This window comes from Aeromonas sp. s1(2024) (assembly GCF_040908005.1).
Lineage (GTDB): Bacteria > Pseudomonadota > Gammaproteobacteria > Enterobacterales > Aeromonadaceae > Aeromonas > Aeromonas caviae.
Genome location: NZ_JBFOCW010000064.1, coordinates 13,524 through 36,143, shown reverse-complemented (window position 1 = coordinate 36,143; position 22,620 = coordinate 13,524). Strand labels below are relative to the sequence as shown.

20 protein-coding genes are annotated in these 22,620 nt (G+C 62.6%); 13 read left to right on the top strand and 7 right to left on the bottom strand.

The window, feature by feature from the left end; all coding sequences use genetic code 11:
• The first annotated feature begins 14 nt into the window (after positions 1–14).
• From AB5Y70_RS15405 to hdfR, 6 genes are all read left to right on the top strand, one after another.
• Complete coding sequence (locus tag AB5Y70_RS15405) at positions 15–2,426, top strand: proprotein convertase P-domain-containing protein (protein ID WP_161648202.1); 2,412 nt, start codon at positions 15–17, stop codon at positions 2,424–2,426.
• Positions 2,427–2,476: 50 nt separating this feature from the next.
• A complete protein-coding gene (locus tag AB5Y70_RS15400; RefSeq protein WP_161646977.1) occupies positions 2,477–3,844 on the top strand; it encodes a DUF1566 domain-containing protein in 1,368 nt (455 codons plus the stop codon).
• On the top strand, positions 3,841–4,398 hold the full coding sequence (locus AB5Y70_RS15395; protein WP_039038621.1) for a DUF1566 domain-containing protein: 558 nt from the start codon (positions 3,841–3,843) through the stop codon (positions 4,396–4,398). The genes AB5Y70_RS15400 and AB5Y70_RS15395 overlap by 4 nt, the downstream gene beginning before the upstream one ends.
• Before the next feature lie 194 nt (positions 4,399–4,592).
• A complete protein-coding gene (gene eco, locus AB5Y70_RS15390; protein WP_010674240.1) occupies positions 4,593–5,075 on the top strand; it encodes a serine protease inhibitor ecotin in 483 nt (160 codons plus the stop codon).
• Between the two features lie 291 nt (positions 5,076–5,366).
• The gene (locus tag AB5Y70_RS15385) at positions 5,367–5,723 is read left to right on the top strand and encodes a DUF413 domain-containing protein (RefSeq protein ID WP_010674239.1); all 357 of its coding nucleotides are present in this window, start codon (positions 5,367–5,369) and stop codon (positions 5,721–5,723) included.
• The gene (gene hdfR / locus AB5Y70_RS15380) at positions 5,723–6,598 is read left to right on the top strand and encodes an HTH-type transcriptional regulator HdfR (protein WP_161648203.1); all 876 of its coding nucleotides are present in this window, start codon (positions 5,723–5,725) and stop codon (positions 6,596–6,598) included. The genes AB5Y70_RS15385 and hdfR overlap by 1 nt, the downstream gene beginning before the upstream one ends.
• Before the next feature lie 114 nt (positions 6,599–6,712).
• Here the strand turns inward: hdfR and tyrA are convergent, their stop codons facing one another.
• From tyrA to glpT, 6 genes are all read right to left on the bottom strand, one after another.
• Positions 6,713–7,852: a bifunctional chorismate mutase/prephenate dehydrogenase gene (tyrA, locus tag AB5Y70_RS15375; RefSeq protein ID WP_049636195.1), complete on the bottom strand. Its 1,140-nt coding sequence runs from the start codon at positions 7,850–7,852 to the stop codon at positions 6,713–6,715.
• Between the two features lie 118 nt (positions 7,853–7,970).
• Positions 7,971–9,044, bottom strand: coding sequence for a 3-deoxy-7-phosphoheptulonate synthase (locus AB5Y70_RS15370; RefSeq protein ID WP_103259857.1), 1,074 nt, complete (start codon positions 9,042–9,044; stop codon positions 7,971–7,973).
• Between the two features lie 360 nt (positions 9,045–9,404).
• The gene (gene glpQ / locus AB5Y70_RS15365; RefSeq protein ID WP_161648204.1) at positions 9,405–10,484 is read right to left on the bottom strand and encodes a glycerophosphodiester phosphodiesterase; all 1,080 of its coding nucleotides are present in this window, start codon (positions 10,482–10,484) and stop codon (positions 9,405–9,407) included.
• Positions 10,485–10,586: 102 nt separating this feature from the next.
• Positions 10,587–12,074: a glycerol-3-phosphate dehydrogenase gene (gene glpD / locus AB5Y70_RS15360; protein ID WP_161646979.1), complete on the bottom strand. Its 1,488-nt coding sequence runs from the start codon at positions 12,072–12,074 to the stop codon at positions 10,587–10,589.
• Between the two features lie 451 nt (positions 12,075–12,525).
• Positions 12,526–13,284 carry a DeoR/GlpR family transcriptional regulator gene (locus AB5Y70_RS15355; protein ID WP_010674233.1) on the bottom strand — a complete coding sequence of 253 codons (759 nt, stop codon included), beginning with the start codon at positions 13,282–13,284 and terminating at the stop codon, positions 12,526–12,528.
• 101 nt (positions 13,285–13,385) lie between these two features.
• The gene (gene glpT, locus AB5Y70_RS15350; RefSeq protein ID WP_010674232.1) at positions 13,386–14,741 is read right to left on the bottom strand and encodes a glycerol-3-phosphate transporter; all 1,356 of its coding nucleotides are present in this window, start codon (positions 14,739–14,741) and stop codon (positions 13,386–13,388) included.
• Positions 14,742–15,231: 490 nt separating this feature from the next.
• Between glpT and AB5Y70_RS15345 the strand changes: the two genes are divergently transcribed.
• Positions 15,232–16,080 (top strand): MIP/aquaporin family protein, encoded by an 849-nt coding sequence (locus AB5Y70_RS15345; protein ID WP_039038615.1) that lies wholly within the window; start codon positions 15,232–15,234, stop codon positions 16,078–16,080.
• 54 nt (positions 16,081–16,134) lie between these two features.
• Entirely contained in the window at positions 16,135–17,637 is a 1,503-nt protein-coding gene (gene glpK, locus AB5Y70_RS15340; protein WP_043155270.1) for a glycerol kinase GlpK, read from the top strand.
• 176 nt (positions 17,638–17,813) lie between these two features.
• On the opposite strand, the gene AB5Y70_RS15335 is transcribed toward glpK, so the two are convergent.
• Positions 17,814–18,716 carry a LysR family transcriptional regulator gene (locus AB5Y70_RS15335; RefSeq protein ID WP_109422423.1) on the bottom strand — a complete coding sequence of 301 codons (903 nt, stop codon included), beginning with the start codon at positions 18,714–18,716 and terminating at the stop codon, positions 17,814–17,816.
• A 195-nt stretch (positions 18,717–18,911) separates the two neighbouring features.
• On the opposite strand from AB5Y70_RS15335, the gene AB5Y70_RS15330 reads away from it, so the two are divergent.
• From AB5Y70_RS15330 to AB5Y70_RS15310, 5 genes are all read left to right on the top strand, one after another.
• Positions 18,912–19,298 (top strand): DUF6404 family protein, encoded by a 387-nt coding sequence (locus AB5Y70_RS15330; RefSeq protein WP_043155268.1) that lies wholly within the window; start codon positions 18,912–18,914, stop codon positions 19,296–19,298.
• A 26-nt stretch (positions 19,299–19,324) separates the two neighbouring features.
• A complete protein-coding gene (locus tag AB5Y70_RS15325) occupies positions 19,325–19,690 on the top strand; it encodes a VOC family protein (protein ID WP_109422424.1) in 366 nt (121 codons plus the stop codon).
• A 153-nt stretch (positions 19,691–19,843) separates the two neighbouring features.
• Positions 19,844–20,134 (top strand): putative quinol monooxygenase, encoded by a 291-nt coding sequence (locus tag AB5Y70_RS15320; RefSeq protein WP_368176075.1) that lies wholly within the window; start codon positions 19,844–19,846, stop codon positions 20,132–20,134.
• Between the two features lie 90 nt (positions 20,135–20,224).
• Positions 20,225–21,028 carry a 2,5-didehydrogluconate reductase DkgB gene (gene dkgB / locus AB5Y70_RS15315; RefSeq protein ID WP_319902767.1) on the top strand — a complete coding sequence of 268 codons (804 nt, stop codon included), beginning with the start codon at positions 20,225–20,227 and terminating at the stop codon, positions 21,026–21,028.
• Positions 21,029–21,422: 394 nt separating this feature from the next.
• Positions 21,423–22,592 carry an MFS transporter gene (locus AB5Y70_RS15310; RefSeq protein WP_319902769.1) on the top strand — a complete coding sequence of 390 codons (1,170 nt, stop codon included), beginning with the start codon at positions 21,423–21,425 and terminating at the stop codon, positions 22,590–22,592.
• Positions 22,593–22,620: the final 28 nt, after the last annotated feature.

Genomic DNA, 22,620 nt, shown 5'->3' with positions numbered 1-22,620 from the left:
TTCTGGAGTGAACCATGAAACCCTCTTCCCTGGCCCTCTGGCTGGCGGCAACCCTGATCTCATCGCCGCTGCTGGCGGCCGATCTGCAGTTTGTCGATGAACAACCCCTGACCACGACGCCGAAGCGCTGGCTCGAGCAGCGCCTCGGTGTGCTCCTCGCCCCCGACTACGACAGGGCCAGCCTGCTCGGCCACCATTACAGCTTTCGCCAGCTGGTGAACGGCCTGCCGGTGGCCGCCACCCAGGCCGCCGTCAGTGTCGACGGGGACGGCCGCCCCTGGCGCCTCTACCACAACCTGCGCCCCTTGCAGAGCACAGCGCCCGGCTGCGATGCCAGCGGCACCCTGGATCCCCTGCTCGCCACCCTGCGCACCGACGACAACCAGATAGAGACGCTGGGGCCGGTCGAAGCCTGGTACTGGCGAGACGGCGATACCCTGGTGCCTGCCCTGCGCCAGCGGGTGCGCGAGCACAAGGCTGGCAATGCCAAGGCCAGCCAGGTGCAGCTGTTTGCCCGTTGCGACGGGGAGCAGGAGCTTGGCCGTCTCGGGGATCAGGCAACTACCCGCCCTCTGCATGTCGCCGACGCAGGCGATATGCAGGTTCAGGCCCGGGTGTTCGACCCCGATCCCCGCACCCGCCTGCAGGACGCCAGCCTGGTCTGGCACGACGCGCTGGTGCTGGCACAGGCCGCCTACCAGGATCCGGTTCCCCTGCCGGTGAGCCTGCAAGCCGGGCAGTATCGCCTGAGCGGCCCCCATGCCAGGGTGGTGGATGTCATGGCCCCCGAATCGGCCCCCTACAGCAGCAGTGACGTGCAGGGTTTTCGCCTGACCCGTGACGATCGCGGCTTTGCGGACATCAACGCCTACTACCATCTGGATCTCGCCCAGCGCCACCTCAAGGCGCTCGGCTTCACCGATCTCATCCCCGGGGCGCTCGACATCGACACGGACGCGGGCTATCAGGACAACTCCCTCTACGATCCGTTCGAACGCAGGCTGGAGCTGGGTCGCAGCGGCGTGCCCGATGCCGAGGATCCCATGGTCATCTGGCACGAGTTCGGCCACGGGGTGCAGCACCACATCCTGCCGGATCTCGGGGAAGAGGGAGACTGGGGGGCCATCGGCGAGGGCTTTGGCGACTACCTGGCCGCCAGTCATCGCCAGCGCAGCGAAGCCGGTCGCCAGTTCGAACCCGCCATGGTGTTCAACTGGGATGCCCGCTTCACCGACCGCACCCCGCGCCAGCTCGACGATCTGCGCGCCCGCTACCATCCGGACTACCGATACCCCGCCCACCGCACCATCAACGGCAGCAACGGGGATCAGCTCTGGGGCACCCCGCTGTTCCAGGCCCTGCTGACAGCGGTGGCCGAGCACGGCGAGGCGGCCAGGGACGAGTTTGATCGCGTCATCATCGAATCCCACTTCGGCCTGGGGCCGGCTATTCGCATGCCGCAACTGGCCCGGATCACCGTGGATACCGCCGCCCGTCTCTACCCGACGCGAGCCTATGCCCGTCTGCTGGAGCAGGCATTTCGCCAGCACGGGCTGCTGCAAGCTCCCGTCAATATCGCCCTCGCCGAGGGGAGCGCCATCCCGCTGGGGCGGCGCCAATCGGTGCAGCTGACCCTCAGCAACCCGGGCAAGGGGGAAGTGACCCTCAACGAGCTGGCCCTCACCCTGCCAACCGGGTTGCAGGCCGATCCTGACAACTGGCAACCAGCGACTCTGGCCGCCGGTGCCAGCATGACCACCACCCTGCGCCTGCTGGCCCAGAGCCCGCTCGCCTGCGGCGACGAGGCGAGCCTCTCGGTGAATCTCGCCATGAGCGGTACCAGCCCCACCGAGCGCCAGTGGCAGCAATCCCTGACCCTGCCCATCGGCACCCCCGTCATCAGCCGGGCCAGTGGTCGGTCACAGCGACTGAACGATGCCCAGAGCGAGGAGGTGCGCGGCCTGAGCGAAACCAGCCTGCTGCTGGAGAAGAGCGATGCCCGTGTGAGCGACAGGCTGCAACTGAGCCTGGATCTGCAGCACGAGGCGCTGGATGAGCTGGAGATCTGGCTCAGCTCCCCCGCCGGCACCCGGGTCCAGATCTGGGACAAGGGTTACAGCCCCCTGCCGAGCCTGAAAGGGGTCTTCCCCACCGAGTTGCAGTCCCTGCAACCCTTCAGCGCCTTCGAAGGAGAACCCCTGGCCGGTCGCTGGACCCTGGAGGTGGTGGACAGCAAACCGGGCAATCAGGGTCTCCTGAACGGGTGGAGCATCAGTCAGCGTACCGGCGCCCAGTGCGGCAACACCGTGCCCGTGCCGGATGACGGCATCATCCGCTTCGATACCTCGGACAGCAGTGGCGGGGGGACCTTCTCCCTGCTCTGGCTGCTGCCGCTGGCCCTGTGGCGCTGTCTGCGTCGCCGCTGACTCTCCCTATATAAAGAAGAGAGGGGCCAAGGCCCCTCCAAGGACACACCATGACCATGAGAATGACCCCGATCGTCTGCCTGCTGGCCCCCCTGCTCAGCGCCTGTGGCGGCGGTTCGGACGAGGCACCCCTGACCGCGCCGGACTACCGCCTGACGGTCAGCCTGCCCGCTGCGGGCACCCTGTGCATCAACCTGAACCAGAACGACGGCTGCGAAGCCAATGAGCCCGCCGTCAGCGGCGAGGCCGGCGCCCACTCCCTGACCCGGCGCCACCCTGATCTGCTCACCACTCCCCTGCTGTTCATTCCGGCGGATCCCGCCGCCCTGCCCCTGGCCCACCCGGCGGCTCGCCAGGACAACCAGCACCTCACCCCCAGCCCCCTCAGCACCCTGCTGCAGACGCGTATCTCGGACGGGCTGCCACCGGCTCAGGCCCTGACGGACGTGCTGCTCGCCCTGGCCCCCCTTCACCCCGGCCCAGATCTGGCGGCACTGGCGCAGCTGGGCGACTTCAACCGCGCCCTCGCCGAGCTGGCCCTCGCCGCCTTAGATGACAAGGCCACCCTGCCCACCTTTGCCGCCAGCGAACGCCGCCAGCAGATCTGGCAGGGGCTGGTCACCCTGCTGCCCGAGCTCGCCCGGCACTTTGCCGCAAGCCCCGAGCTACTGAGCCAGCAGGCCAGACTCGCCGCCGTGCTGATGCAGCAGCAACCCCGGGCGTTGGTGACCGCAGGTGGCGTCACCACCTACACGGACGGGGTGGATTATCTGCTGACCCAGGAGCCTGCGGATCACCCGGGCCAGGAGGCGAGCCTGGGCCAGGCGCCCCTGCGCTATCGCAAGCTGGACGGCAAGGGGCAACCCCTGGCGGACAATGCCGACGAGTGGGAGTGCGTGGAGGATCTCAACACCGGCCTCGTCTGGGAGAAGAAGCTGGCGGATCCGGACAGTCCGAGGGATCTGCACCGCACCTTCGCCTGGGAGTTCGACGACTATCACCCGACCCAGGAGGAGCGGGATTACGCCTGTCCCGAGGGGGAGGCCATCTGCACCACGGAGCAGTACCGTCAGTGGCTCAATGCACAGCAACTGTGCGGCATCACCCACTGGCGCCTGCCCCACGCCCGTGAGCTGATGAGTTTGCAGCACTACGGCTCCCTCGCCCGCCAGGATGGCCAGCTCGTCACCCTGGATGTGCGCTACTTCCCCGATGTCGGCACCGGACTCAATGGCTTCGATGGCTATTACTGGAGCCAGACCCTGACCCCGTCCCGCCGGCTGGAGAGCGCGCCTCTGAGCGCCATCGCCCACATCTTCCTCGGCGAGGACGCCGGTGCCGACTATCCCACCCCAGTTCAAAACAGCAATGACGCCAACGGTCTGCAACTGCGCCTGGTGGCCGAGGTAACCCGATGAACAAGTATCTTCTGACCCTGCTGCTCACCCTGTGCAGCCCCCTGGCACTGGCCATCGCCATCTGCGACGACGCCCTGCCCCGTACCAGTCCCACCGCCCGTTTCCAGGATCACGGCAACGGCACCGTCACCGACAGGGGCACCGGTCTGACCTGGATGCGCTGCCAGCTCGGCCAGATCTGGCGCAACCAGAGCTGCGAGGGGGAACCCACCCGCCTCTACTGGCAACAGGCACTGCAGACGGCGGAACGGATCCGTACCGAACCTAGCCACGCCCTGTATGGCTTTGGTGGTCATCACGACTGGCGCCTGCCCACCATCAAAGAGCTCGCCAGCATTCTGGAGTCCGCCTGTTACAAACCGGCATTGAACGAAACCATCTTCCCCCGCGCCATGGCCGGGGATGGCAAGGAGGTGAACGACGGCTATGTCTATCTCTGGTCCTCCACCCCGGTGCCGGCCCTTCAGGGCGTCGCCTACCTGGACATCACCAGCGGCTCCGTCGCCCAGCGCGCCCCCCGCTCTTGGGCGAAACAGGTTCTGCTGGTGAGGTGACAGCCTGGCCATGGGGGCCACCCGGCCCCCTGTTTGACACGAGGCAAGAAGCGCCAAGGTGACCCTGGCCGTCAAAAAAGCATCAAATTGCGTCATGTGATGCCTGTTCAGGGCGGTTTTGCACGCCGCAGCGCTGGCATGAAACCGGCAGAGCGGTTAGTCTAGCGGCGTTGAACCAATCCCAAGAGGTACAGATGAAAACCGTGTTGCGTTTTAGCCTGCTGGGCGCCTTGTTATTGGGTGGCCATGCCTTCGCCGCCGAACCGAAAAAATTTGATATCAGCATGTTCCCTGCCGCCGAAGTGAACCAGGAACGTGTCGTGATCCGTCTGCCGGAAGTCGAGAACGAAGCCGACATGATGGTCGAGCTGCAAGTCGGCAAGAAGATGCTGGTCGACTGCAACCTGCCCCGCTTCGCGGGCAATCTGGAACAGCACAGCGTCAAGGGCTGGGGTTACAACTACCTGACTCTGGGCCAGGTCACCGGCCCCGTCAGCACCCTGATGGCCTGCCCGGACGGCCAGAAGAAGGAGAGTTTCGTCCAGATCTACGGTCAGGGCTTCTTCGTGAACTACAACTCCAAGCTGCCCTTCGTCATCTATGTGCCCCAGGAGTATGAGGTGCGCTATCGTCTGTGGCGTGCCGACAACCTGGCACAGCCAGCCATGATTGAGTGAGTGCCGCGCACTCGGGTTCAGCTCAGTCATGATGACAAAAAGGCGCCATACGGCGCCTTATTTTTAGCTTCCGAGCCCGTTTTTGAGCGGTTTTTCCTGTACAAAATCTGACATAACTCCACTATTTTTCAGGCTTTTTTGTGCAGCGCACCGCAAAATGCCCCCTCGGGATGCGACAAACCCTGTTCGATAAAAGATATTTATTAACATAGTAAGAAAATTGATTTTGCACTCTGCGACGGCCTGATGATACTTGCCCGCAAAGGTCAAACTAACCAGAACAAGAGCACTATGAGCTTCGAATCAGACAAGCGTTTCAACGACTTCAAACATTTTCCCCGTGGCCTGCGTCGCAGTGGCGAATTCACCGTGGCAGAAGCGGACAGTCTGGAAAAATATGGCACCGTGATGCTGGCGCTCTATCAGGGCAACCTGGCCCCGCGCGATGACGTAGAAAGTGCCTTTATCGAACAGGTCAAATCCGGCGCAGCCGGCAACAACCCCCACGCCAAGGTGTGGTTCAAATACCTGAAGGTGATTGGTCCCAAGCGCGTGCACCGTCTGTGCACCGTCGCAGGCGGCGCCAATGAAGATGCTGGTGGCAGCTTTGAAGGCGGCGGTGGCGGCAGCGACGAGTCCCTCGATTAATGGATACCGAGCTGCTTCGGACCTTCATCGAGGTCAGCAAGACCCGGCACTTTGGCCGGGCGGCTGAAAATCTCTACCTGACCCAGTCGGCGGTGAGCTTCCGGATCCGCCAGCTCGAGCAGCAACTCGGGGTCAGCCTGTTTGCCCGTCATCGCAACAACATCCGCCTGACTGCCTCCGGTGAGCGTCTGCTGCCCTACGCAGACGCCATTCTGCATACTTTGGGGCGCGCCAAGCAGGACGTGGCCCTCTCCCCCGGTTTTAGCCAGCAGCTTGCCATCGGCGCCCCCGCCGTCTTCTGGGAGCTCGACTTCAACGACTGGCTGAACCATGTCTATGCCCTGGCCCCCGGCCTCGCGGTGCGCCTCGAAACCGCCTCCCGCGAGCACCTCTGTCGCCAGTTGCTGGAGCGCTCCCTCGATCTGGCCCTGCTCTCCGAGCCGACCAAGATCGACGAGATTGCCCTGCACCCCATCGGCGAGCTGGTATTCGAACTGGTGAGCCGGGAGCCAGCCGCAAACGCCGACAGCCTGATGCAGATGCCCCACATTCATCTCGACTGGGGCACCAGCTTCGAACCGCCATCGAGCCGGTTGCAGAGCCTGCAGAAGACCCCCGTGCTGCATTCGAGCTCCGCCAGCATGGCCCTGCAATTCGTGCTGGCCAACGGCGGCGCAGCCTACCTGCCAAGGCGCATGGTGAGCCCCTTCCTGGAGCAGGGGCAGCTTCATCTGGTGGAAGGGGGCCAATCCCTGAGCCGCCCGCTCTACCTCGCCTATCTGGAGAAATCCGACCGCCGGGAGCTGATCGATCAGCTGCTGACCCTGCCGCTGGGCTGGCATGACGCCGACTTGCGTCAACCGTCTGCCGAATGAAACAGGGCGATTTCACGCCCAGACCTGTGTTTTCATCTGCCGTGGTTATCGGTGCAGCACAAACAACATGAAAAAGGGGCCATCAGGCCCCTTTTGTATGGATATCTTTGTGCATCAGCCGTGATGACGACGATCGTTGGCCTGGGCCAGCAGGGTGCGGCTCTCGCGCAGGAACTCCTCCGCCCGCTCGCCGAAGAAGCCGGAAACCTGGCTGAAGGCCTCGATGAAGCCCTCTCTGTCTCCCCGCTCCAGCAACCCAAGCGCCTCGCCGAAGTTCTGGTAGTAGCGGCGGATCATCGCGAGGTTCTGGGGCGACGACAATATGATGTCGGCGTAGAGATGGGGATCCTGGGCAAACAGCCGTCCCACCATGGCCAGCTCCAGCCGGTAGATGGGAGAGCTTAAGGCAAGCAGGCGGTCGATGTTGGCCTGCTCGCGGGAGAGGTGCCAGCCGTAGGCGAAGGTGGCAAAGTGGCGCAGCGCCTGAATGAAGGTCATTGCCTCGTCGTGGGCCCTGGCCTCCACCTGCTGCAAACGCGCCCCCCAGATGGTCATCTGCTCCAGCAGCCACTGGCTGGCGGCGGGCTCGCGCCCCTGACAACAGACGATCACCTGCTTGGCGAGGCTCGCCACGTCCGGCCCGAACATGGGGTGCAGCCCCAGCACCGGCCCCTGGTGTACTGCCAGCATATGGGCAAGCGGTTCACTCTTGACGCTGGTCACGTCCACCAGCAGGCAGTTCTCAGGCAGGTTGCCGAGCCGGTCGATCACCTCGCAGGTGACGTCGATGGGCACCGCCACCATCACCAGCCCGGCGCCGTGCAGGATCTCGTCGGCGCGCGGCCAATCGGCCTGACCCAGGGTTTCGACCCGGTAGCCCGAGAGGCTGAACAGGTTGCCGAACAGGCGGCCAAGCTGCCCCTGGCCACCGATGATCACCACCTTGCCGAGCTCAGGCTTCATGCACTTGAAATGGTGCTCCTTGTCGCTGGCGGACTCCAGAATATAGGACTCGCGCATCACCCGGCGCAGCACATCCTCGATAAGGTCCCCCGGCACCCCCAGTGCCTCGGCCTCGGCGCGGCGGCGGGCCAGCATGCTCGCCTCCCGATCCGGCGCGTAGATGGGCAGGCCGTGTCGGCTTTTCACTTCCCCCACTTCCCCCACCAGGGCGAGACGGGCGGCCAGCAGATCAATCAGCTGCTTGTCCACCGCATCTATCTTGTCCCTGAGGGCATTCAACTCTTCCGCCATGTCCAGTCCCTGCTGGCGCCGCCCGCAGCGACGCCCTGTCGTTCAAGAGGCAACAAGGTATCACTGCGTGGGCCGTGATACCTCGATGGTTCAATCAGTTACAACAAGATACCACGGCTTATGCCGATGTTCTGGCCAAAAGTGGTGCCGCCAGCTGGCTGTGGCAGCGGGCCAGCAGCGCATCCGTGGTCTCCCAGTCGATGCAGGCATCGGTGATGGAGACGCCGTAGCGCATCTCGCACTTGGGCTGCTCGCTGGACTGGTTGCCTTCGAACAGGTTGGATTCGAGCATCACCCCGATGATGGAGCGGTTGCCCTCCTGGATCTGGTGAATGACGTTGTCGGCCACCTTGGGCTGCAGCCGGTGATCCTTGCTGGAGTTGCCGTGGCTGCAATCCACCACCAGACCGGGCAGCAGGCCCGCCTTCTCCAGCGCCTCTTCCGCCAGCGACACATTGACCGAGTCGTAGTTCGGGTGCTTGCCGCCGCGCAGGATCACGTGACCATCCGGGTTACCCTGGGTCTGCAGCAGCGCGACCTGACCCTGCTGGTTGATCCCCATGAAGGCGTGGGGGCTGGAAGCGGCCTGCAGTGCATTGATGGCGGTACCGAGGTTGCCGTCGGTGCCGTTCTTGAAGCCGACCGGCATGGAGAGGCCGGAGGCCATCTCCCTGTGGGTCTGGGATTCGGTGGTGCGGGCACCGATGGCCGACCAGGAGAAGAGCTCCGCCAGGTATTGCGGGCTGATGGGGTCGAGCGCCTCGGTCGCCAGCGGCAACTCCAGCTCGGCCAGCCAGCAGAGCAGCTCGCGGGCGCGGTGCAGACCCAGCTCCACGTCAAAGGTGCCGTCCAGGTTCGGATCGTTGATAAAGCCCTTCCAGCCGACTGTGGTGCGCGGCTTCTCAAAGTAGACCCGCATGACAATGTAGAGAGTGTCCTGATAGGCGTCATGCAGCGCTTTGAGTCTGGTTGCGTACTCTTTGGCAGCGTCCATGTCGTGGATGGAGCAGGGACCACAGATCACCAGCAAGCGGTGATCGCGACGGTGGATGATGTCGGCGATGGTATTGCGGGCCCCTTGCACGAATGCCAGCGCGCGATCGGAGATGGGCAGTTTCTCCTTGAGCTGGGCAGGCGTGATCATCACTTGTTCGGACTGGATATGGATGTTGTTCAGGGGATCTCTTTGCATCTTCTCATTCTCTCTACTGTTTCAAGCCAAGGGCGCTGACCGTATATTTTTGTTTACACAAGTCAGCGCTTTGTTACGCAACCGCCCCCACCTTACCAAGGAAAAACAAACAATCAAGTGAAACCAGCGTCTTTGCACGCTGACAGATGGATAAATGACCAAGAATGCAGAGTGAAACAACTCAAAAGTAGCGACTCGCGAGGCCAAATCAGCCCCGAATCGTAAACATTTAATTACACCCATCCATTTCAATATCATCTCTCTGCCCCCCTCTCATGGCCCCTCATCCCGGCGATGACGCCGGGCACAAAAAAGCGGGGCACCTGGCCCCGCTTGCATTCCCGTGTTGCTCTTCTTTTATTATTTGCCGTGGGCCTTGATAGCCTCGACCGCCTTGTCGGGGAAGTCGCTGAATACCCCGTCCACATCGGCCTGATAGAGGAAGATGTTGAGCAGGTCGGTGAAGTCTTTCGCATAGGCCGGGATCTGCCCCTCATCCTGACGGAAGGTATAAGGATGCACCTTGAGACCGGCCGCATGGGCCTCTTTCACCATGCCGGTGAAGACCGGCTTGCCAGGAGTACCCGGCTCGGTCACCACCATGGGTTTCCAGGGACCTATCCCCTCGGCATAGGTGGCTATGGTCTTCATGGCCCCCGGCTTGAACATCCAGTCGTAGTCATAGGGGGTCGCCTTGCCCTTGGCGTCGTAGACCATGGTCTCGTTCCAGTCGGTCTCGGCCATCAGCTGCACCAGCTTGAGATCCATGCCCATGGCGGGCATCAGCTCGCCGTTGATGCGCTTGAGCTCGTTGGCATCGAAGCACTGCAGATAGACCTTGTCGCTCTTGCTGGTGTAGCCGTACTCCTTGAGCACGTTCAGCACCGCCCTGGAGATGTCCTTGCCTTCGTGGCGGAACAGCCAGGGAGCCTTTATCTCCGGGTAGATACCGATGTGCTTGCCGGTGCTCTTGTTGAGCCCCTGGATCATCTCGATCTCTTCCTGGAAGGTATGGATCTTGAAGCTCGACTTCCACAGCGGGAAGCGGGCCGGGTAGACCGGCACCTGCTTGCCCTCCACCAGCTGGAACGGCTCGGTCATGCGCAGGGAGCGCACCTCGTCCAGGGTGAAATCCACCACATAGTAGCGACCATCCGGGCGGGCCCGGCCGGGGAAGCGCTCGGCCACATCGGTGATGCCATCGAGGAAGTGATCGTGCATCACCACCAGCTGGTCATCCTTGGTCATCACCAGATCCTGCTCCAGATAGTCGGCCCCCATGCCATAGGCCAATGCCTTGGACTCCAGGGTGTGCTCGGGCAGGTAGCCGGAGGCCCCCCGGTGAGCGATCACTATCTTGCCTTCATCGACCGCCAGTACGGGCAGCGCCAAGGCGGCCCCGAGGCCAAGGGCTATCAGGGTACGGTGAGGTTGCTTCATCAAGAGGTCTCGTTGTTATGGTGTGTAGGATGCAGGTAATTGTTATAGCAGGGGTTTATTGCTGTTTGACGGCGGGCGGCAAAGGCCGCCCGCCATGGGTCATCAGCAGGCTTCGGGCAGGGCGTGGTGGTGTTCGAGCAGCCAGGCACCGAGCTGCTGCTGTTCAGATTCCGACAGGCGCAGCCCCAGCTTGCTGCGGCGCCACAGGATGTCCTCCAGGGAGTGGGCCCATTCGCGCGCGATGAGATAGCGCACTTCGGATTCATACAGGCCGGCGCCAAAGTGCTGGCCGCGCTCCTCCTTCAGCCAGAGGCGGGCATGAGCGCCATAGGCTTCGGCGATGCGCAGGGCGCTGCGATCGTCAAGCCAGTCGAATTCCAGCGCAAAGGCGCGCGCCAGTTCACGCACCGAGCAGTCGAACTCGCCACCGGGCAGCCGGCAGGAGGCGGTCCAGTCCTCTCCCATCTGGCTGAACCAGGGCTTGAGCTTGTTGCAGGCGGCCTGGGCCAGCTTGCGATAGGTGGTGAGCTTGCCGCCAAACACCGACAAGAGCGGCGCGCCGTCGGATTCACCACTGAGCTCGAGCGTGTAGTCTCGGGTCACCGCCTGAGGTGAATCGGACTCGTCGTCACACAGGGGGCGCACCCCGGCATAGGTCCACACCACGTCTGCCGGGCTTATCTGCCTGGTGAAGTGGGCATTGACCACCTTGCACAGGTAGTTGATCTCGGTATCGCTGATCTTGGCTTCCCGCGGGCTGCCCTTGTGCTCCACGTCCGTGGTGCCGATGAGGGAATAGTCCTGCTGGTAGGGGATGACGAAGACGATGCGGTTGTCCTCGTTTTGCAGGATGTAGGCCTCTTCGCGCTCATGGATGCGCGGCACTATCATGTGGCTCCCCTTGATGAGGCGAATGCCGCGGGGGGATTTCTCGCTCAGGCTCTCGTCATAGAAGGTCTTGACCCAGGGGCCCGCCGCATTGACCAGACCACGGCAGCTGACGGTGAACTGCTCGCCCCCTTCCCGCTCCAGCGTCAGGGTCCAGTGTTTGGAACCGCGCACCGCCTTGACGCAGCGGGTACGGGTCTGCACATCGGCGCCCTTGTCCCGCGCCAGCATGGCATTGAGCACCACCAGCCGGGCGTCGTCGACCCAGGCGTCCGAGTATTCAAAGCCCTTGTTGATGCCGCTCTTGAGACCGTCCTGTGGCAGGAAGCGCAGGCCGCAGCTCCCCTTGAGCTTGTCCCGCTTGGCCAGGTTGTCATAAAGGAAGAGACCGGCTCGGATCATCCAGGCCGGACGCAGGTGCGGGCGATGAGGCAGACGAAAACGCATGGGACGGGCGATGTGGGGAGCCATGCCGAGCAGGACCTCCCGCTCCGCCAGCGCCTCTTTCACCAGCCGGAATTCGTAATGTTCGAGATAGCGCAGGCCGCCGTGGATCAGCTTGCTGGAGTTGGACGAGGTGGCAGAGGCGAGATCGCTCGCCTCGAACAGCGCCACCTTCAGCCCCCGCCCCGCCGCATCTGCCGCGATGCCGACCCCGTTGATGCCGCCGCCGACGACGACCAGATCATAATGTTCGCTCATGTTCACCTACTTTCTTATTTTGTGTTTGCCATGACAGCAATGTTTGATTTCGCTCATATTAGAACATGAAAAACCAATAAACGAACATTTCGTGAGAGAAATGTGATCGCGATTGTTTTCACAATGCTAAAAATGCTGCCAGTCGGTGACGGCCTGGCAAGGCTAAGGTCTGCCGGAAACAGCCATTTCGGGCAGGGAGGAGAACAAAGAGTCCCGGATGGGGGCGCCCATGGGGCAAGGTGATGAACGCGATGGCGTGAATCCCTCGCAGGCGCCTAGCATCGGTGCAAACCGGGTGCCCGAGTGCGGGGGCAACATCAGGGGGTCAAAGAAGGAGTGTCAGCGCCAGGAACTGGCCGCTTAGGCGACGCAAGGGAGACGCCGCAGGCCGGGAGGGGGCAGAAAAAAAAAGCGGCCGCCCCGAGGCGGCCTGATGCCTGTGCGGGGAAGCTCAGCAGATATGGCAGGCGATCTGATGCTGGGACATCAGTCGCATCAGCTTCTCCGGCGGCTCCTGATCCGTGAACAGGGCGTGGATCTGGTTGAGGTTGCCGAGGTTGACCATGGCGTTGCGGCCAAACTTGGTGTGGTCGGCGGCCAGGAACACCTGGCGGGAGTGGGCGATGATGGCCTGGGCGATTTTCACCTCGTGATAGTCGAAATCGAGCAGGGAACCGTCGCTGTCGATGCCCGAGATGCCGATGACGCCGTAGTCCATGCGAAACTGGCCGATGAAGTCGCGGGTCGCCTCCCCGACGATGCCGCCATCCCGGTTGCGAATTTCGCCGCCGGCGATGATGACGGTGAAGTCATCCTTGGCGGTCAGGATGCTGGCGACGTTCAGGTTGTTGGTGACAACGCGCAGCTCCCGGTGGTCGAGCAGGGCCCGGGCGATGGCCTCGGTGGTGGTGCCGATGTCGATAAAGAGCGACGAACCGTCGGGGATGTTGGCGGCCACTTCCCGGGCGATGCGCTCCTTCTCCTTGAGCTGCATCACCTTGCGGGCACTGTAGGCGGTGTTGACGGTGCTCGAATGCAGTGAGGCCCCGCCGTGATGGCGCCGGATCTTGTTCTGTTCGGCGAGATCGTTGAGATCCCGGCGAATGGTCTGGGGGCTGACGTCAAAATGGGTCACCAGATCGTCGGTCGAGACGAAACCCTGCCGGGTCAGGACGTCCAGGATCTCCAGATGTCGTTGGGTTTGCTTCACGCTTGCACTCCGCAGATGAGACGAAAAAAGGCCCCGGCAGGTGCGGGGCCTTTGGCAGTGTACCTGATCCCTTTTCCAATCGATAAGGGCAGGATCACGTTTTATGCCTTATGGGCAGCCGCCTTGGCGGCAATCGACTCGTTCTCGTGCTTGAGGGTCATGGCCAGCAGGATGATGGAGAGCACGCAGGAGACGGTGAGCACCATGAAGCCGCCGTCCCAGCCGAAGTGGTCAACGGTATAGCCCAGCATGGCGTTGGCCGCGACCGCGCCACCCAGATAACCGAACAGGCCGGTGAAGCCCGCCGCGGTACCGGCCGCCTTCTTGGGCGCCAGCTCCAGGGCGTAGAGGCCGATCAGCATGACGGGGCCATAGATGAGGAAGCCGATGGCGACCAGGGCCATCATGTCGATGGTCGGGTTCCCCGCCGGGTTGAACCAGTAGACCAGCACGGAGAGGGTCACCAACACCATGAACAGGATGCCTGCCGGGGCACGGCGGCCGTTGAACATCTTGTCGGAGATCCAGCCGCACAGCAGGGTGCCCGGGATCCCCGCCCACTCATAGAGGAAGTAGGCCCAGGAGGAGTGATCCACGCTGAAGTCCTTGGCCTCTTTCAGATAGGTGGGCGCCCAGTCCAGCACGCCGTAACGGATGAGGTAGACGAAGGCGTTGGCGATGGCGATGTACCAGAGCAGCTTGTTGTGCAGCACGTACTTCATGAAGATCTCCTTGGCGGAGAACTCCTGCTCGTGGCTTTCGTTGTAATCCTTCGGGTAGTCGTTCTTGTACTCCTCGATGGGAGGTAGACCGACCGACTGCGGGGTATCGCGCATCACGAAGAAGGCGATCACCGCGATGGCCGCCGCCGCCGCCGCAGGCACATAGAAGGCGCTGCGCCAGTCGTTGAACCAGCCCATGCCGAGGATGAACAGAGGGCCTATCATGCCGCCGCCTACGTTGTGGGCCACGTTCCAGACCGAGACGATCTCACCCCGCTCCTTCTGCGACCACCAGTGCACCATGGTACGGCCGCAGGGGGGCCAGCCCATGCCCTGTGCCCAGCCGTTCAGGAACAGGAGCACGAACATGATGCCAATGCTGGAGGTAGCCCAGTGCATGGTCCCCATCATGAACATGATGCCTGCCGAGAGCAGCAGACCGGCGGAGAGGAAGTAGCGCGCGTTGGATCTGTCCGACACGTTCCCCATCAGGAATTTGGAGAGACCGTAGGCGATGGAGACGCCGGAGAGGGCCAGACCCAGATCCCCGCGGGAGAAGCCCTGCTCGATGAGGTAGGGCATCGCCAGACTGAAGTTTTTCCGTACCAGGTAGTAACCCGCATACCCGAAGAAGATCCCGAAGAACACCTGCCAACGCATGCGTTTGTAGAAGGGATCCACCTTGTCGGCCGGCAGCCGGTCGATATGGGGTGCAGGCCTGAAGAGACTAAGCATGTTCTGCTTCCTTTTATTGTTGTTCTGGGCGGTTGAGGACGCCCCGCTCATGCCGGCGATCAGACGCGTCTTGATTCGCAAGCGAGCCTATTGTGCTCATTTGTGAACATTTAATCTGTGATGAGCGCTAAATTATTGCAGTTTTATTACAAAAATTGTGACGCAGTGAGTGAACGCGCATCCAGGGTCAGCCCACGCATGGCGTGGCTTTTGGCTACTCACTAAGGAGTAATATGGCCGACAACTGTTGCTTTTCGTCACATTTTCTTAGCAATGAATGGGATCTTGCCCACATTTCCGGTGGCGGGGGTATGGTGAATTGACGCAGAAGGTTTATTTTCTCTCTCGTCCAAGAACGAGCGCAAACGAGCATAACGTTTGCGCAAGCTCAAAAAACAAGAAGAAACGTTTTCGGGCGCAATGAATGGGAATGAAAGATAACAAAACGGAACATCAAACCTACTGTGGGTGGATATAAGGAATAACAACTATGAGCATACAAAGACCCAATACCCTGCTTGGCGAGTGCCTCGCCGAGTTTATCGGCACCGGCCTGCTGATCTTCTTCGGCGTCGGCTGTGTGGCCGCCCTGGTGCTGGCTGGCGCCAACTTCGGGCAATGGGAAATCTCCATTACCTGGGGCCTGGGTGTCGCCATCGCCATCTATGTCACCGGTGGCATCTCCGGTGCCCACCTCAACCCTGCCGTGACCCTGGCGCTGATGACCTTCTGCGGCTTTGACAAGCGCAAGGTGGTGCCCTTCATCATCGCCCAGATAGCCGGGGCATTCGCCTCCGCCGCCCTGGTCTACGCCCTCTACAGCAACCTGTTCACCCAGTGGGAGCTGACCCACAACGTGGTGCGCGGCAGCGTCGAGAGCCTCGGCACCGCAGGCATCTTCTCCACCTACCCCAATGCCCTGCTCTCCAACATGCAGGCTTTCGCGGTCGAGATGGTGATCACCGCCGTCCTGATGCTGGGCATCATGGCACTGGGTGACAACAACAACGGCGCCCCCAAAGGCTTCGCCGCCGCCCTGCTCATCGGTATCCTGATCGCGGTGATCGGCGCCTCACTCGGCCCCTTGACCGGCTTTGCCATGAACCCGGCCCGTGATTTCGGCCCCAAACTGTTCGCCTTCGTGGCTGGCTGGGGTGACGTGGCCCTGACCGGTGGTCGTGACAACCCCTACTTCTGGGTCCCCATCCTTGGCCCCATCGTCGGCGCCCAGATCGGTACCGCCCTGTATGTGAAAGTGCTGGCTCCCTGCGTCCCGGGCAACCGCGTCGCCACCGAAGAAGCCGCCAAGCTGTCTAACAAAGAAGAGGCCGCCGCCTGAGAGCGGCCCTCCCCAACGTGTAACAACGTGGAAAATAAAAACGTGGAGAACATCATGTCTGCTGAAAAGAAATTTGTCGTTGCGCTGGACCAGGGCACCACCTCCTCCCGTGCCATTGTCTTCGATCAGGACGCCAACATCGTCGCGACCTCCCAGCGCGAATTCACCCAGCACTACCCGAAAGCGGGCTGGGTCGAGCACGACCCCATGGAGATCTGGGCGACCCAGTCCTCCGTCTTCACCGAAGTGCTGGCCAAGAGCGGCCTGCACAGCGAGCAGATCGCCGCCATCGGCATCACCAACCAGCGTGAAACCACAGTGGTATGGGAAAAGGCCACCGGCAAACCCATCTACAACGCCATCGTCTGGCAGTGCCGCCGCACCGCGGCCATCTGCGAAGAGCTCAAGGCCCGGGGCCTTGAAGAGTACGTTCGCGAAAACACCGGCCTGGTGCTGGATGCCTACTTCTCCGGTACCAAGGTGAAGTGGATCCTGGACAACGTGGAAGGGGCCCGCGAGAAGGCAATGAACGGCGAGCTGCTGTTCGGCACCATCGACACCTGGCTGGTGTGGAAGATGACCAACGGCGAGGTGCACGTCACCGACCCGACCAACGCCTCGCGCACCATGCTCTACAACATCCGCGACCTGAAGTGGGATGAGCGCATGCTGGACGAGCTGGGCATCCCCGCCTCCATGCTGCCGCAAGTCAAACCCTCCTCCGAGGTCTATGGCTACACCACCCGTGGCGGCGGCGCCCGCATCCCCATCGCCGGTATCGCCGGTGACCAGCAGTCCGCCCTGTTCGGCCAGCTTTGCTTCGAAAAAGGGATGGCCAAGAACACCTACGGTACCGGCTGCTTCATGCTGATGAACACCGGCACCGAGCCGGTTCGCTCCAGCAACGGCCTGCTGACCACGGTCGCCATCGGCCCGAAAGGGGAAGTGAACTACGCACTGGAAGGGGCGGTCTTCATGGGCGGTGCCACCATCCAGTGGCTGCGCGATGAGCTCAAGATCATCCACGATGCCCGCGATACCGACTACTTCGCGAGCAAGGTAGGCGACACCAACGGCGTCTACCTGGTGCCAGCCTTCGTGGGCCTGGGCGCCCCCTACTGGGATCCGTATGCTCGCGGCACCATGGTCGGCCTGACCCGTGGCGCCAACCGCAACCACATCATCCGTGCGGCGCTCGAATCCATCGCCTACCAGAGCCGCGACGTGCTGGATGCCATGCAGCAGGACTCCGGCATCAAGCTGGCAGCCCTGAAGGTGGACGGCGGCGCCGTGGCCAACGACTTCCTGATGCAGTTCCAGGCCGACATGATGCACACCCCTGTGGTGCGTCCGACCCGCATCGAGACCACCGCCATGGGCGCCGCCTTCCTGGCCGGCCTCGCCGTGGGCTTCTGGAAGAGCTCCGACGAGCTGGAAGACAAGTTCAGCGTGGACCGCGAGTTCATTCCGCAGATGGACCGCGACGATCGCGCCAAGCGCTACAGCGGCTGGAAGAAGGCGGTGGAACGCTCACGCCGCTGGGCCGAAGAGGAGTGATGGGGTAACCAACGCGTCCTTGAGATGAAAAAAGCAAAGAGGCCGACAGCGATGTCGGCCTCTTTTTTGGCGCTCGCAAGCCCCTCGGCCCCCTCCCTTTGAGGAGTGGGAAAAGATGGCCCCTCCCCCTCGTGGAGGGGGAGGCTGGGAGGGGGTTGGAGCTGTCGACATGCCCTTTACAACGCCTCAGCACCGAGCTGCTCTTTCAGGAAATCGAGCCAGACCCGCAGCCGGATGTCCCGCTGGGCATCGGAGTAGAAGACCGCATGGATGGGGCGCGAGGCGCCGCTGTTGCTGCGGGCCAGCACCTCCACCAGCGCCCCGCTCGCCCTGTCATCCCCCGTCATGAAGTCCGACAGGCAGACGATCCCCTGCCCCGCCAGCGCCAGCTGACGCAAGGTTTCCCCGCTGCTGGCCCGCAGGGTCGGGGTGATGGCGAATCGGTCCCCCTGCTCCTCGCTCAATAGGGGCCAATGATTGAGGTGATCGGGGTGCAAAAAACCGAGCAGCTCGTGGCCCGCCAGCAAGTCAGCCGGCTGGCGCGGGGTACCGCGTGCCTTCAGATAGTCGGGGGAGGCCAGCAGCCGCAGCCGCGAGCGGCCCAGCGGCAGGGCCCGCAGGGAGGAGTCCGTGAGCTCGCCGATGCGAATGGCCATGTCCACCCGCCGCTCCATCAGGTTGATGAAGCCCTCGGAGCTGTGCAGTTGCAGCTCGATGGCGGGGTAGCGGCGGCGAAACTCGCCGATGATGGGCACCAATCTATGCAGGATGAAGGGGGTGGCGGCGTCCACCCGCAATATGCCCTCCGGCTGCTCCCGGCGCATCAGCAGCAACCCTTCCACCTCGCTCATCTCGGTCAGGATCTTCACCGCCCGCTGATAGAACCAGCTCCCCTCCTCGGTCAGGCTGACCCGCCTCGTGGTGCGGTTGAGGAGCACGGTGGCGAGCTTCTCTTCGAGACGCTTGATGCCGCGGCTCACCACGGAATTGTCCATGCCGAGATTCTCCGCCGCCTGGCGAAAGCTGCCCGCCTCCACCACCGCCACAAACAGGGTCAATTCATCGGAATGGGTCTTCATTGTTGTTATCCTGGCAAGAGTCATGGGGCTTTATAGGCGCAGTGGCCGGGAGTTGGCAAGGACGGCAGGATACCAAATTCTTTATTTCCACAGATAAATAACGTGATAACCAGCTCAAACCGCCGCCACACTTTGCCGATACAATGCCGCCAAGAAGGCATCGTATAGCACCAATCCATCACAAGGACGAACATCATGAACTTCGCAGAGCGGTTGGCGGCAGCCCACCAGGAGCTTGAAAGCAAAGGCGTGTGGCACGCCAACTACAATCCCCCCTTGCTCAGACTGCTGCGCAGGCTGGGCCTGCGGCTAAGACCGCCCCACTATGAACGTTTTATGGTCAACCTGCTTGCCTTTGGTCTGCCAACAGGTGCCATCTGGGGGGTGTTGATGTGGTACCTCGGCTGGCAGGATGAGGTGAGCCCGGCATTCGCCCTGCGCCAGAGCCTGCTGTTCGGCATAGGGGTTGGTCTGCTGATGGCGACCTGGCTCTGGTGTCGGCGCAAGCAGCTCAAGCTGACCCCCTGGGACGCCTTGCCCCACTCCACGAGCCGCACGCAAAAGCGCTGGCAACCGAAATAACCACCGATATCGACAAGGAAACCCTTATGACCAGGGCCCATGAAAAACTGAACTATGTGGAGTTTGCGGCCAGGGATCTTGCCGCCACCAAGGCCTTCTTTCAGGCCGTCTTTGGCTGGCAGTTTGCCGACTACGGCCCCGACTACTGCGCCTTCGAGGGAGAAGGGCTGGATGGCGGCTTCTATCGTGCCGATCTCTGCAGCCACACGGCGCAGGGGGGTGCCCTGCTGGTGTTCTACAGCGCCGATATCGAGGCGACCCAGGGCAAGGTGAGCCAGCATGGCGGCACCATAGTGCGCCCCCTGTTCGACTTCCCCGGTGGCCGCCGCTTTCACTTTGTCGAGCCCAGCGGCAATGAATTTGCGGTCTGGTCCGAACCGGCCAGCGCTTGATAATACTCCGCCCTCCCCTGGCCCACCTGCACCACGACCAGCCATGGGGAGGCCACATTGCTGCACTCACCTCAATAGTGTTTTGCGACTGCTGCCCTGTATCCCCCAGTCTGGGGCGGGCATACTGACTCCCGTCTTAACGAGGAGGTTCAGATGCCATCCCCCCTGATTGTGATTGCCCAGCTTGACGCCAAACCCGAATTTGCCGACCGGTTTCACGCAGCCTTAAATCCCTTGATTGCGGCTACCCTGCAAGAGCCGGGGTGCCTCTGCTACCGGCTTCACCAGAGCCTGGAGAGCCCTCACGGCTGGATGCTGTACGAGGAGTGGGAGAGTGAAGCCGCCCTGCTCGCCCACCAGCAGCAGCCCCATTTTCTCGCCTTCGTGGCCGACACCCAGGAGTGGTTTGCCAGCAGCCTGGTGCGCCGCTATCACAGGGTCTGAGGCTGCCGGCGCCCTCCCCGCCGGATCTGCACCGCAGGCCCGGCAAACAGACAAAGCATTGAGCGTAGAAACAATAACTTGAGGAATTTGATGATGAAGATGCCCAACCTGGGTCTTGGAACCTTCCGCCTGAAAGATCAGCCCCTTCGCGACTCCCTGCTGCAGGGGCTGGAACTTGGCTACCGCCATATCGATACCGCCCAGATCTATGACAACGAGGCCGAAGTCGGCCAGTTGATGAGCGAGAGTGGCGTGCCCCGCCAGGATATCTACCTGACCACCAAGGTGTGGACCAGCGAGTTCGGTCCGGGCAAGGTGATCCCGAGCCTGGAAGTGAGCCTGGAAAAACTCGGCACCGACTATCTGGATCTGGCGCTCATTCACTGGCCCTCCCCCCAGGATGAGGTGCCGATGGCGATCTATCTGGAGCAGCTCGCCGAGGCCAAAGCCCGGGGCCTGACCCGGGAGATCGGGGTCTCCAATTTCACCGTGGCCCAGCTTAAACAGGCCATCGATATTCTGGGGCCGGGCGCCATCGCCCACCAGCAGGTGGAGATCCACCCCCTGCTGCAAAACCGCAAGGTGGTGGAGTTCTGCCAGGCCCACGGCATCGCCATCACCGCCTATATGCCGCTCGCCTATGGCAAGGTGCTCGCCGAGCCGCTGCTGATGGAGATCGGCAAGCGCCACGGCGTCTCGGCGGCCCAGGTGTCGCTGGCCTGGCTGCTGGCCCAGGGCATGACGGTGATCCCGAGTTCCACCAAACGGGAGAATCTGGCCGCCAACCTGGCTGCGCTGAAGGTACGGCTCAGCAGCGACGAGATGGCCGCCATCGCCACCCTGGATCGGGGTGAGCGCTGTGCCAACCCGGATTTTGCGCCGGATTGGGATTGATCCCCCTCATCCCCAGCCCTTCTCCCGCAAGGGGAGAAGGGGGCAGGTAACGCTCAACGGTATTTTTCAGCAGAAGCGGGAGGCACAATGCCTCCCGCTTTTTTTGTACCCAATACCGCGCGTCACTGCCACCCGCGCCGCTGGCCCCCTCCCCTGCAACCTTCCGCTGCCCTTCCCTCTTTATTCCCAGTTCGGTCTGTACGCTTTACCTCTGCACTCAACTCGCGCTGTACGGCCCCCTCTTCTCTCTGCAACCTCAGCCACTCCCACTTTCACGGTCCCATTGCTGCTGATTTGGCAAAAGTAATTTGACGTTGTCGTCATTTTTACCAACAAACACCCTCGGCATACTGGCGCCATTCTCCCGTCGGGAGTCCCAATCCAAGGAGTTGTTATGCCACTGGCGTTATTTGCCCTCACCTTAAGTGCCTTTGCTATAGGCACCACCGAATTCGTGATCGTGGGGCTCATCCCCACCATCGCCGAGCAGCTCAATGTCTCGCTCCCCTCGGCGGGCCTTCTGGTCAGCCTCTATGCCCTTGGGGTGGCCATCGGCGCCCCCGTGCTCACGGCGCTCACCGGCAAGCTGCCGCGCAAGTGGCTGCTGGTGGGACTGATGGCCCTCTTCACTGTCGGCAACCTGCTGGCCTGGCAGGCCCCCGGGTACGAGAGCCTGATTGTGGCCCGCATCCTCACCGGGCTGGCCCACGGGGTCTTCTTCTCGGTAGGCAGCACCATCGCCACGGGTCTCGTGGCCAAAGAGAAGGCGGCCAGCGCCATCGCCATCATGTTCAGCGGCCTCACGGTCGCCCTGGTGACTGGCGTCCCACTTGGCACCTGGATTGGTCAGGTCTTTGGCTGGCGCGAAACCTTCCTGGTGGTGAGCCTGCTCGGCCTCGTCGCCATGGTGGGCAGCCTGCTGCTGATCCCCGGCAACCTGCCGAAGGGGGCCGCCTCCAGCGTTCGCGAGCAGCTCTCGGTGCTCACCAGGAAGCCCTTGCTGCTGGTCTACGCCAAGACGGCGCTCGGTTACGGCGGTGCCTTCACGGCGTTTACCTTCCTCGCCCCCATCCTGCAACAGGTGAGCGGCTTTAGCGCCGGCGCGGTGAGCCTCATTCTGCTGGTGTACGGGGTATCGGTCGCCGTCGGCAATATCTGGGGCGGCAAGCTCGCCGACCGGATGGGCCCATTGCCTGCGCTGAAGCTGCTGTTTGCAGGTCTCGCCCTGGTGCTGCTGGTGCTCACCTTCACCGCGCCGCACCCGGTGCTGGCGGTACTCACCGTGCTGGTGTGGGGCGCCTTCGCCTTTGGCAACGTGCCGGGTCTTCAGGTACTGGTGGTGAAACAGGCCGAGCGCCACACCCCCAATGCCGTGGATGTGGCCTCCGGCCTCAACATCGCCGCCTTCAACGTCGGCATTGCGCTGGGCTCCGTGGTCGGCGGTTTCGTGGTGGAGCACCTCGGCCTGATGCACACCCCCTGGATTGGCGCCCTCATCGTGCTGCTGGCCTACGGCCTCACCCATGTCAGCGAAGCGGGCGAGCGCCGCGCCGCCCTTGCCTGACCCCCGGGCAAGCAAAAGGCCGACATCC